Here is a 10,093-nt window from a genome sequence, read left to right as displayed (position 1 = left end):
ACGATGGCCGTCGGTGGTTCAGCAGCGCTGTCGACAATCTCACCGATCAACGCCCATAACGCCTGATGCTCGGGGCCGCCGCGATCAGCGGCTAGAAAGGCCGCCAATGCGATGTCGGTGACGTGGCCGCCCGCAGGCGCGTTGGCTTCGTGGCGGACGAAGCTGCGGCCGTCGGACGGATCGCGCAGCAGAAGCCAACGATCTCCGTTCGAGCTGGCGTAGATCATCCGGCTCACGTCAGGATGCCCTTCAGTCAGCGGGCAGGCTGGCCGAGATAGGCCGCCACGCTGGTTACGCGGGATCCGACCATGCGCACAGCCTTGCGCAGGCGTTCCTCCGTTACCCCAAAGCGCAATGCCCAATGCTCTCGGGCGGCGCGGTCGAAAACGTCGATGTGGGCCTTGTCGTGCAGCTCGGTCGGCATGGCTGGATCCAGGGGGACTCTGGCGACGCTGCTCCAACTCGGAAGCGCCGGTCTGGTTTCAGGAGTCCTCCTTAGTTCACCGCATTCTGCCGACTATTTTGAACCGCTCCCGAGGACAGGAGGATGAGGCCCTGCTAAATGACAGTCTCTCTCCGCACGCGCGCCCGAGGCGTTCGCGACACCGCACGGCACGCAGCGGGTGAGCACGTGACGACAGGCGCAACCGGGCCGGTTCCCCGGGGGCTTGCCCGGAAGGCATCGGCCAGACAGGCGCGTGAGGCTTGATGTGGCGGGGGGAGCTGGACACTGTGCCGGGCCGCCCTTTGGCCTGCTCGCCCATTAAGCACCCGTATGAAGAAAGTTAAGGCTTTGCTTATTTACTCTTCGCGCCCTTCTTGCCGAGTTCAGACTGCGCCGCTGACGACTTACGAGGATTGGATTTACCTTCCTTGTTCGCCTTGGCATTGGCCTTCTTGGCCGTCGCGCTACCATGGCCTTTTTTTTCAGTCATCGTCGCCTCCATAATTCGAGGCAGCAATGCCGAAACTTGGTTCTTGTTCCAATCGCGTTATTTTCCGCGGTGGATAGGTGGGGCAACACCGCAGCGCCTCGGTTTAGGCGGGGATCGGATCAACTACGAACGCACATAGGCTACCCACGCCTGCCATTTCACAGCCTCCGACATGGGCTGGGCCTACTCGCAGACCTCGACCCGCCGGACGTGCTGGTATCCATACGGATCGACGTAGGTGCGGCGCTCGAAGTGACAGGCCCCATACGGATCCGGCGCGGCGTAGCGGCTCGGATAGTACCCGTGGTTGGCCGACGCGATGGCGCTGCCAACCACGACGCCACCGATGATGCCCAGCGCCAGGGCGCCACCGGCGTCGATGCCGCGAGCCTGAGCGGCTGGCGGGGTGGCGCAGAGTGCCAGAGCGACCAGGGCAGCCGTGCCGCCGGTCTGTAGAAAAATTTGACGCATGATGTCCTCCCATCTCTCGATAAGGGCACCATGAACCCGGACATGTCGGTCTTCGGTGCTGAGAAGCACACCCGAATTCTGTTCCACCAAAGTCTAGGCGTAGGGTCCGCCGAACAGGTCGCCCAGCGCCTTCCGCCTAAACAGGGTTCGCCAACGCCGCCGCTGATGCTCGGGTCGGTCGTGGATCATGTGGCATCGCTGGCAGAAGGCCGCGAGGTTGGCGTCCGCGTTGTTCGAGGTGTCGTGATCCCGATGGGCGGCAGCCAGAACGACCCGGGTACGACGGGCACGGCCGAGGATATCAGCTTCCGCAGCGATCCGGATCCGACGTCCCCACCCGTCACGCCACCGGCCGGCATCCGCATCCCACCAGCGTCCGTCGCCGAGGTGGTAGACCATGCGCCCGTGCGGCCGTCCGCAGCCCTCACAGCAGCCTTTTGCCCGCCCGAACCGGATCACGGCCGAGAGCTGCGCCCAGTCGATGGGGTAGAAGAAGCGATGCTCGGGCCGGATCGGCATGATGGTGCACCATGCCATTGGTCAGGGTGAAAGCGTAGCCTTGCGCCGTTCCGGCCTCTGAGGCCGGCATCCACGATGGCCTAGGTTTCCATTCTAAGACTAATTTGTCCCGGTCAAGCCTGGCTCGGTTTCGACACCAGGTCGGAGCTATCGCGTCGTCCCAGGCTTCGAAGGAATATCGCTGGACGTCGATGATGGCGATCAAAGCTCACGACTGAGATGCGAGAGAAGCCAGGCCTTAGGCTAACCCACGGACGCAACGCCGCATGCGATGCCGATTTGCTGTGTCCTGCGTTGCGTCCCTCACAACACATAGTCGGACACGCGCCGAAGTCGCAGCGGAGCACATATGACCACAACTAAGGACCAGACATCCCCGGCCATCGCCCATAGCTCCGAGACCGCCGCAACTCGCCATGCGGATCCCCTGGCACGGCTGCCACACATACGGATCACCAAGCCCCGTCCATCGTCGAATAGCAGCCTGCCTGCGGTAGGGTCGTTCAGCTAAGCGCGGAATTGTGTGCTGGCAGAGAATTCGGGGGCCCGGCTACCATTGCCTCTCTGTAGCTTGATCAACCAGCGCGGTGACCTTTCGGGTTGCTGCGCCGGTTTCGTTGTCGACCGGTCCGCGATACCGTTCAGCAGCAGTCGCGGCTGGTAGAGACCCAACACGCGACCCCGCGATGGTGCGAGCATGTCCCCTGGCGGTGCTGGCTGTAGCTCCAGTCGCCATCGCGACAGCGAGCCGTGGCGTCGACAGGCTTGGCGCAGGTCGAACCCTTGGGTTGCTCGGGGCGTGGCACCTCGCAGCCGTCGCGGTTCGTGTAGGTGCCGTGTCGAAGCTCCTCGGGCGCGAACAGCTTGCACGATCCGCGCGCCAGAGCCTCGCTCGATGGCACGAGCAAGGCTGCCAGCAGGGTGATGGCGAGGAGCCTCGTTGGCGCCCGGCGGCGATCGCGCGAAGGCATGATCTGCCTCAGTCGCGAAAGAAGCGGCCGGCGACGTAGTGTCTGCCGCGGCGGTTCGTGCGCCACTCCGAACGCGGATGGCAGTGCCGCGGATGGCCATGGCAGCCTCGGGAATTGAGCATGCCCGGCGTGGCCGAGGCCGGCACGGTGGTGAACAGCAGCGGGCCACCAAGAGCCAGCAGGATCGGTAGTACGGCCCGGATCAAGATGCATCCTCCAGTTGAGAGATGCACCCTAGTCGAGCTTGGCGTTAAAGCGAGTGGCGATCGCTAGAACCTAATCTTAAGCCTACCGGAACACCGTGCCTGCAGCGGGGCGCGGGTCGGTGGTCAGCATGTCGATCGCAATTCTCATGGCCTTGGTCGCTGGCGCGCTGTGCCTCGGCATGATGTCGGTGCTCGTGCCGCTGGGACCGAAGCCCGAGGCGGACGAGGACGCGACTTTCGGGTTCGAGGACGAGTTCTTCGACCTCGGCGGCCCTGTGATCGATTTGGAGCCGACGCGCGTATAGCGGCCACGCTGGCAGTGCGCTTCAGGCCAAAGGCTGCGGATGCATTCTCGGCGTGCCAGCGTAGCGCTTGGGGATCCTTGGGCAACCATCGTGGGCGTTGTGATGCATCACCGCGACACCGCCCTGCCCTGAGTAGAGACCCTGGGTGCGCACACGGCCGTGACAGGTCGGACAGCGCTTCTCGGCGGCGCGGTGGTGGGCGTGAGCCTCAGCCAGCGGCACGAGTTGCCACGCGCCGTCGATCCGTACCTCGCATCTGGTTTTGTCGGGAATAGCCATGCTCGACGAGTGCCACGGGACGGAGGCGATCACCAGGGCGTGATCAACACGGCAGGCTCCTGATGGCGCCGTGATCGAAGCGGACGCCCTCCTCCTCTATCCCGTAGATACGAGCCGCCCGCGCCATGCGCGCGAGCTGCTCTAGACGTAGGGGCGGGCCGTCGATCTGGACCTCGGCACCGAGCTCGACGAGCCTGATGCGCAACGCCTCGATCATTGCTTCTAGCGTCAGGCCGAGCTGACGGATCTGCTCGCCACGAGAGCCGAGATCAACTCCCTCGGCGAACGCGCCGGCTAGTGCCTCTCTGAGGGCCTGGACAGCATCGAAAGAGGTGGCGTCATCCCGATGCAGCGGCGTGCTTATTGCCATCTCACGCAGCCCGAACGGTGGCAAGGAAGCGACTGACTTCCGCTGAGAGATGTTCGGACTGGCGCGACAGCTCGGAGGCTGCGCCCAGCACCTGACTTGCGGCAGCTCCAGTCTCCTCGGCGGCGCCCGCTACGCCTGCGATATTGTGTGTCACCTCGCCCGTGCCTTGCGCCGCTTGAGAGACGTTCCTGACGATTTCCTGGGTGGCCGCACCCTGCTCTTCAACCGCTGCAGCGATCGAGGCTGCCACCCCATTGATCTCGCGGATCCGTCCGGTGATGCCGGCGATCGACGTGACCGCCTGCCCGGTCGAGGCTTGGATCTGAGCGATCTGCCCTGAGATCTCACCCGTGGCCTTGGCAGTCTGCTCAGCCAACGCCTTCACCTCGGTGGCGACGACCGCGAAGCCTCGGCCGGCGGCCCCCGCCCGAGCCGCCTCGATGGTGGCGTTCAGAGCGAGCAGGTTGGTCTGGCCTGCAATCGACGAGATTAGGCCTACGACGTCGCCGATCCGGGTGACCGATGCGCTCAACTCTTGGACTAGGGTACCAGTCTGGTCGGCTTCGTAGACTGCACGCTGCGCTAGATCGGCCGAGCCGGCAACCTGTCGACCGATCTCCTGCACCGATGAGCCAAGCTCCTCGGCAGCGGCGGCGACCGTGTTGACGTTGGTCGCCGCCTCCTCGGCGGCGGCCGCGACGGTGGTCGACTGGCTGGCCGTTTCCGTTGCAGTGGCGGTCATCGTCTGTGCGGTAGCCTGTAGCTCGGTCGCCGAAGAGGACACCATGCCGATGATGCCGCCGACTGCAGCCTCGAAACTGTCCGCCATCTGGCGCATACCGGCCTTCCGCTGCTCCTCGGCCGCAAGCCGCGCCTGAGCTGTTTCCGCTTCGAGCTGCCGGGTGCGGATCAGGTTGTCTTTGAATACCTGTACGGCTGCGGCCATCGCGCCGATCTCGTCGCCGCGTTGACGGTATGGCACCTCAACTCCGGCATCGCCTTCCGCGAGCACAGTCATCGCTTTCGTCATAGCTTGAATTGGGCGAGACACGCGTACAAGGCCGAAGGTGGCAGCGATGCAAGCGGCCAATAGCGCGAGGACTACAGCCACATAAGCAGTGACGGTCGCTGTGCTGGCTTCATCCATAGCCAGCCCTGCATCTTGGCGGGCCCCTTGTTCGTTCAAGGTGACGTCACGCTGGAGATTGGTCCGCGCCTCGTCATAGAGTTTCGCCGTCTCGATGCTGCTCATCAGCTTGAGGGCGGCCTGCTGCTGACCAGCCTCCATCAGGTGACGCATTTCGATGTCGGCTTGCTCGAAGCGCGTCCAGGCAGTCGTAAACGCATCATACAGCGATCGTTCCTCCGCAGAGGAGATCAAAGGTTCATAGATCTTGCGTGCCTGAGCGAGCTTGTCGTGGGTGACTACCAGCTTTGCCTCATTATCGGCTAACTGGGCCGGCGTGTCAGATAGGCTCAGCAGACGTAATTGCTTGATGCGAACCTCGGAAGCGCGCGCTCGAATTTCATTCACAGCCACGACCGATGGTAACCAATTTGTAGCTACCTCAGTAACGCCATGACGGATGCTGGTGAGCTTGGCAATCGACAGCACACCTTGCCCTGCTGCAATGAGTGCGAGAAACCCGAAGGCCCCGGCAAGCGACGCCTTGACAGAAAGGTGATTGCGCATGTTCAGCATTAGCGCGGGAGAAACTAAGGGATCAGCCGCGCGCACGATCACTTAGAGCACGATAATAATCACCCTATATTGAATTGCTTACAATCCATTTCGGATCTTGAGAGGCAGCGATCACTTCTGGGTGTACGGTGTACGATAGGCCGTAAAGCCATATCAACCAAAAGTTGAGTAACTATTATAATAGAACAACGATGGTTGATTTTTCCCGCATCTGAGCCTCTGAAATGGTCAGGGTTCGGCGACCCGGGCAGAGAGGGTCGGAGTATGAAGCGGTTGCGGCACGCGAGCCGCGTGGCTCGAAGTACATTGCAGCCCAGCGTCGCCGCTACCGTTTCAACCGGCTCGCTTCCTCGGCAACGACCGCCTCAACCGCGGCAATGACGTTCTCCAGCTCGGCGACCTGGCGCAAGGCACTCCCGGCCGGCAGCCCATCATGCTCAGCCATCGCTAAGATGAGAGTACGCTGGTGCGCCTTGAGGCGTTCGAGGAGGGCGTCGAGCTCTTCGGACATGGGTGGGCTGTAGCTGCAGGTGAAGGGCCAAACAACCTTGAGCACGATGGCCGTGGCTCTGCTTGCCCTCGCATCTGAGAGCGCCTAGCTGCTCAAGCATCTTGCTGACACCCGGCACCTACGCCGGTGGCAACGGCGGCATTTTGTGTCGATGCGACCAGACGATGCCGAAGACCGAATGGTTTAGTACGGCTACACCTGGCTCACCTCCCAACGATTGCTCGGTCAGCATCGACGCACGGGCGATCGCGGCTGGCGCATCTGCAGCGTCAAAAGCAATACATTCAGTATCGACGCCTCCACTTGCTCGACGCCGAGCGATCCGTAATTGATATTGCATGCGCAGGATGCTGCGGCAGCGGCACTAAGATTGTGTTGATTGCGAATTTTCTCCGGGGTCAGCAGACTATGCAGGGTCCGTTAACTCTCCTGCGCCAGCATGCCCACAGGTCGACTGAACCTTGGGGCGGATGCCTATGCTCGTCGGGTATGTGATCGCGCTTTTTTTGATCAGCGCCGGCGTCATGCTGTTCGTGATCGGCCTCGGAAGAGTGCGTTACGAGACCGCGGAACAGGTCAAGCAAGGCTCGGCTCGCTTTCGGGCCTACTACGAAATTCCATCCTATCTGCGAGCGGCCTGATCACCTCGACAGGCGCGTCGGCGCTCGCCATCTTGAGCGCATGCCCAATCCGCGCGGCCAAAACCACGAGAGGCAGAAGACTCAGGTCCTGCGAAAGGGCCTACCTGCGCACGCTAGAGCCCTCGGCCGCCTCTCCGTCGCATGCTGGGGGCTGGCCATATTCGTGCTGGCGAACTGCAATGCGGTCGCTGGGCCGACCAAGGCGCCTGAAGCTGCGCTGCCTCAAGATGCCACTCGCCTCGACCAAGCCGCACGGATGATCGTCCGCGTGACCCTCATCGGCCGGAACTGCGCGCCGTTCTACGCTGTCGATCAGGCCCAGCTGCAGGAGATCGGAACCGCGCTCTTCTCGCAGTCGCTCGATCGCTTCGGCCAGGACCGGCTGCTGAAGGCCATGAACGTCGCCGAGACCGAAGATACAGCGGCGCTCCGCGAGAGCGGTGCCGCGTTCTGGTGTCCTCTACAGCGGGCCTACCTCAATAGCCTGAGAATGCGAGGTCTGATCGGGCGACAGCGGTAAGGGCTCGGGCCATCTGACGCTCGGACCCCGACGGCAACGCCTCAGACGCCGCGAACCCCTGCGTCGCGCAGCACCCCATAGAACCTACCAGGGTCGAACATGGCTTTGGCCTGCTGCAGCCCGATGGGGCTCGGCCGCCCCGGTTGGGCGAGCTGCATCCCGCCGCCCTTCTGTCCCTGCTTCTGCTGACCTGCCGCCGCAGCTTTCAGGGCGTTCCCGATCTGGGCGTACTGATTGCCCGGCTGCTGGGGCTGGGCCACCGGATCCGACGAGAACCCGACCGGATCGGGCGCGAGCGCCGTCGGCTGGGCGGACAGCGAGGCCACGCCCGGCATAAGCGACGCCTGCCCCGGCACGGCTGGCCCCTGGCCGACGATGCCGCTCAAGCCGAAGCCGCCGCGCTGGGCGGTCGAACCCATCGAGCTCCCGCGCGAAGCCGCCAGTGCTGGCAAGGCTCCCCCACCGCCGCCGCCGAAGCTGTTGGCGTAGGCCTGCGTCGTCGCCAGCCTAGCCGCATTCTCCCCGCCAGGGCGGTTGTAGCCCGCGAACTTCCAAGCATCCGCCATCAGGCGGTTGGCTTCCTGCGGGCTCTGGGCGTTCTGAAGGGCCTGTGTGAGCTGCGGGTTCTCCTGCAGCAGGAAGTTGGCCTGCGCCACCACGGGGTCGGCGGCGCCTCGGGTGAATGCCCGCATGTTCGCGAGCCGGTCAGCACGCCAAGACAGGATGCCTCCCGACGTGCCGGCCTGCCCGCTCTCGGACGGGTCCGACCAAGAGCCCGTGATGTTAGAGGGGCTATAGCGGCTCTCATGCTGAGCGTAGGCCGCGACGGCACCGAGGCCGTTCGGGTTCGTCAGGCCGCCCTGCTGAAGGGTCGAGATGAACCGGCTGCGGATGTCGCCTTGATCCGGGGTGGCCGCCTGCGCGCTCGACGGCCCCAGTGCGTTCATCGCCGCCGAAGCGAGGCCCTGCGCTTCCGGCCGCACGACATCGGTCGGCGCGCCCGTCGGAGGTGTCGGCGGAGTGTAGCCCGTGAAGCCGGGTGGCGTGGCCTGCGGCACGTCCTGGCCCACACCACTCGGCGCCTGGGCTTGGGCCTGGGCGAGCTGCTGCGCCTGAGCCTGCTGCAGGAGCCAGTCCTGAATGGACGGGCTCAGCCCAAGATCGCCGCCCGCGAGAGACGGCAGGCCGCCGTAACCACCATCACTCATCCGAAATGCCCCTCAGTTGCGAAATCCGGCCCACTGACGGCGTCCGAGGGATTTCGGCGCGGCCTAGCTGCTGATCGGCCAGACGGCCCCTGCAAGCCGTTCCTGTGCCTATCGACAGAACGGAGGAGCGGGGCCACATTCCCCGACATGCGCCGCACGGCCGAGATCCTGACCACCCTCATCCTGTTCGCCGTCGTGATGTCGACGCTCGGGTGGGCCCTGAACGTCACGGTGCCCCAGGGCGTCGATTGGATTGCAGACCGCATCGGCGATGCTGCGTTCCTCGGGATCCTCGGAGTGATCTTCATCGCGGCTGTTGCCTTTGCATGGCGCGGTCACCGTCCGAAGGCTGGCAGAGCAGCTGGGAAGTAGGGCCGCGCCCGCTCCGACTGAGACAGGAGCGCTGCCTGCGCGCCGCGCCCTGCGACGTTGCCGAGAGCCGCCGCCCGCTGCTGCATCGCCCCTCTCGCCTCAATGGCGTTCAACAGCACGTTCAGCCGGTCGCCTTGGGTCAGGGTGATGGCGTCCGCGAGCTGCCGGTTTCGAGCGAGGTCCGCGGCCTGCCCGGCTGCATTCACGCCAGCACGGGCGACGCGCCCAGCCTGCGCTAGCGCCCAACCCTGAGGTCCACCGATAGCCCCAGCCACCGTGCCGCCGATGTCATTGCCGAGCGTCGTGCGCGGCGCCACCCGGTCGGCCGCCTGGGTCCTCTGTGCGGTCTGCGAGCCCTCGACGATCCGGCGGTTGGCCTGATCGAAGGCCGCCTCCCGGTTCACGGCCCCGACGATGCGATCAACCGGTGCCTGGCCGTGGACCTGCGCGAGGTTGGCGGTGTTCCACCCGCCCTCCCCCTGCAGCAGGTTCTGCATCGCCGTGAGATCGTTCCGACGGGTGCCGACGGCCTGGTCAATCGCCCCACGGATGCCGACGGCCATCGCGTCTCGCTCGCCCTGGGACATGCCGGCGAGGCGCGCAGCGAGATCGGCCGGCGGAGTGGCGCCCTGACCGGATCGGAGGAGCTGCGAACCTGCCTCGACGGCCTCTATGCGCCGCGCGAGCGCTGACGACACGTCGTTGGCCGCGCCGTAGCCAGACACCTGGTCACGCAAGGCCCGGTTGAGGTCTGCCACCGTGGCGCCGAGCCCGCCCTCGCGCTGCGCCACTGACCCGCGCGGCACGCCCAACGACTCCGCGCCGTGCTCCATCATGCCCGACAGGGCGACCTTGGCGTTCTGCAGGTTCTCCGCGCTGGTCTGCGGGATCGCTGCGCCGGTCAGCGGGTGCTCGGTCATGAGCATGTTCCGCGCCTGCATAAGGGCGGCGCGCTGCGGCCCCTCTGCCGTCCGGAGGCGGTCGGCGAGGTTCGCTAGCACGTCCGTCGTGTCGATCGGACCGGCGCCCCGCACGGCATCGCCAATGGCTTGATTGGGGATCTGCCGGGCGGAGCCGAAGGCA

14 protein-coding genes and 1 pseudogene are annotated in these 10,093 nt (G+C 64.9%); 4 read left to right on the top strand and 11 right to left on the bottom strand.

From position 1 onward, the window contains the following. From ACLBYG_RS30930 to ACLBYG_RS30905, 6 genes are all read right to left on the bottom strand, one after another. The coding region (locus ACLBYG_RS30930; protein WP_447684000.1) for a hypothetical protein at positions 1-227 on the bottom strand (227 nt) is incomplete at its 3' end. A gap of 26 nt (positions 228-253) precedes the next feature. After that, positions 254-424, bottom strand: a complete 171-nt coding sequence (locus ACLBYG_RS30925; RefSeq protein ID WP_273565249.1) for a DUF3606 domain-containing protein — start codon at positions 422-424, stop codon at positions 254-256. A 373-nt stretch (positions 425-797) separates the two neighbouring features. Then, a complete protein-coding gene (locus ACLBYG_RS30920; protein WP_447683999.1) occupies positions 798-935 on the bottom strand; it encodes a hypothetical protein in 138 nt (45 codons plus the stop codon). 183 nt (positions 936-1,118) lie between these two features. Further along, positions 1,119-1,406 carry a hypothetical protein gene (locus ACLBYG_RS30915; RefSeq protein ID WP_447683998.1) on the bottom strand — a complete coding sequence of 96 codons (288 nt, stop codon included), beginning with the start codon at positions 1,404-1,406 and terminating at the stop codon, positions 1,119-1,121. 93 nt (positions 1,407-1,499) lie between these two features. Then, the gene (locus tag ACLBYG_RS30910; RefSeq protein ID WP_447683997.1) at positions 1,500-1,925 is read right to left on the bottom strand and encodes a hypothetical protein; all 426 of its coding nucleotides are present in this window, start codon (positions 1,923-1,925) and stop codon (positions 1,500-1,502) included. 641 nt (positions 1,926-2,566) lie between these two features. Beyond that, complete coding sequence (locus tag ACLBYG_RS30905; protein ID WP_447683996.1) at positions 2,567-2,896, bottom strand: DUF3761 domain-containing protein; 330 nt, start codon at positions 2,894-2,896, stop codon at positions 2,567-2,569. Between the two features lie 334 nt (positions 2,897-3,230). Between ACLBYG_RS30905 and ACLBYG_RS30900 the strand changes: the two genes are divergently transcribed. Continuing rightward, positions 3,231-3,407, top strand: a complete 177-nt coding sequence (locus ACLBYG_RS30900) for a hypothetical protein (RefSeq protein WP_447683995.1) — start codon at positions 3,231-3,233, stop codon at positions 3,405-3,407. 322 nt (positions 3,408-3,729) lie between these two features. Here ACLBYG_RS30900 and ACLBYG_RS30895 read toward each other — a convergent pair whose 3' ends face one another. The 3 genes from ACLBYG_RS30895 to ACLBYG_RS30885 form a co-directional block, all read right to left on the bottom strand. Beyond that, entirely contained in the window at positions 3,730-4,056 is a 327-nt protein-coding gene (locus ACLBYG_RS30895; RefSeq protein ID WP_447683994.1) for a hypothetical protein, read from the bottom strand. Position 4,057: 1 nt separating this feature from the next. Continuing rightward, positions 4,058-5,749, bottom strand: a complete 1,692-nt coding sequence (locus ACLBYG_RS30890; protein WP_447684001.1) for a methyl-accepting chemotaxis protein — start codon at positions 5,747-5,749, stop codon at positions 4,058-4,060. 334 nt (positions 5,750-6,083) lie between these two features. Then, a complete protein-coding gene (locus ACLBYG_RS30885) occupies positions 6,084-6,314 on the bottom strand; it encodes a hypothetical protein (protein ID WP_447683993.1) in 231 nt (76 codons plus the stop codon). Between the two features lie 425 nt (positions 6,315-6,739). Here ACLBYG_RS30885 and ACLBYG_RS30880 point away from each other — a divergent pair, with 425 nt between their 5' ends. Then, positions 6,740-6,910, top strand: coding sequence for a hypothetical protein (locus ACLBYG_RS30880; protein ID WP_447683992.1), 171 nt, complete (start codon positions 6,740-6,742; stop codon positions 6,908-6,910). Positions 6,911-7,178: 268 nt separating this feature from the next. Then, a complete protein-coding gene (locus ACLBYG_RS30875) occupies positions 7,179-7,430 on the top strand; it encodes a hypothetical protein (protein WP_447683991.1) in 252 nt (83 codons plus the stop codon). A gap of 41 nt (positions 7,431-7,471) precedes the next feature. Here ACLBYG_RS30875 and ACLBYG_RS30870 read toward each other — a convergent pair whose 3' ends face one another. Continuing rightward, positions 7,472-8,638, bottom strand: coding sequence for a hypothetical protein (locus ACLBYG_RS30870; RefSeq protein ID WP_447683990.1), 1,167 nt, complete (start codon positions 8,636-8,638; stop codon positions 7,472-7,474). A gap of 147 nt (positions 8,639-8,785) precedes the next feature. Here ACLBYG_RS30870 and ACLBYG_RS30865 point away from each other — a divergent pair, with 147 nt between their 5' ends. Further along, entirely contained in the window at positions 8,786-9,010 is a 225-nt protein-coding gene (locus ACLBYG_RS30865) for a hypothetical protein (protein ID WP_447683989.1), read from the top strand. On the opposite strand, the pseudogene ACLBYG_RS30860 reads toward ACLBYG_RS30865, so the two are convergent. Then, positions 8,974-10,093: pseudogene (locus tag ACLBYG_RS30860) on the bottom strand (hypothetical protein); the annotation flags it as partial. The gene ACLBYG_RS30865 and the pseudogene ACLBYG_RS30860 sit on opposite strands and share 37 nt — an antisense overlap.

Source organism: Methylobacterium sp. D53M (assembly GCF_053345625.1).
Note: the sequence above shows the minus strand (reverse complement) of the source record. Positions and strands in the feature narration are given on the sequence as shown.

Excerpts from the sequence above, each read along its gene's own strand:
- ACLBYG_RS30920 (WP_447683999.1), bottom strand. The coding sequence starts at position 935 with ATGACTGAAAAAAAAGGCCATGGTAGCGCGACGGCCAAGAAGGCCAAT.
- ACLBYG_RS30865 (WP_447683989.1), top strand. The coding sequence starts at position 8,786 with ATGCGCCGCACGGCCGAGATCCTGACCACCCTCATCCTGTTCGCCGTC.
- ACLBYG_RS30890 (WP_447684001.1), bottom strand. The coding sequence starts at position 5,749 with ATGCGCAATCACCTTTCTGTCAAGGCGTCGCTTGCCGGGGCCTTCGGG.
- ACLBYG_RS30910 (WP_447683997.1), bottom strand. The coding sequence starts at position 1,925 with ATGCCGATCCGGCCCGAGCATCGCTTCTTCTACCCCATCGACTGGGCG.
- ACLBYG_RS30925 (WP_273565249.1), bottom strand. The coding sequence starts at position 424 with ATGCCGACCGAGCTGCACGACAAGGCCCACATCGACGTTTTCGACCGC.
- ACLBYG_RS30915 (WP_447683998.1), bottom strand. The coding sequence starts at position 1,406 with ATGCGTCAAATTTTTCTACAGACCGGCGGCACGGCTGCCCTGGTCGCT.
- ACLBYG_RS30895 (WP_447683994.1), bottom strand. The coding sequence starts at position 4,056 with ATGGCAATAAGCACGCCGCTGCATCGGGATGACGCCACCTCTTTCGAT.
- ACLBYG_RS30905 (WP_447683996.1), bottom strand. The coding sequence starts at position 2,896 with ATGCCTTCGCGCGATCGCCGCCGGGCGCCAACGAGGCTCCTCGCCATC.
- ACLBYG_RS30880 (WP_447683992.1), top strand. The coding sequence starts at position 6,740 with ATGCCTATGCTCGTCGGGTATGTGATCGCGCTTTTTTTGATCAGCGCC.
- ACLBYG_RS30870 (WP_447683990.1), bottom strand. The coding sequence starts at position 8,638 with ATGAGTGATGGTGGTTACGGCGGCCTGCCGTCTCTCGCGGGCGGCGAT.
- ACLBYG_RS30900 (WP_447683995.1), top strand. The coding sequence starts at position 3,231 with ATGTCGATCGCAATTCTCATGGCCTTGGTCGCTGGCGCGCTGTGCCTC.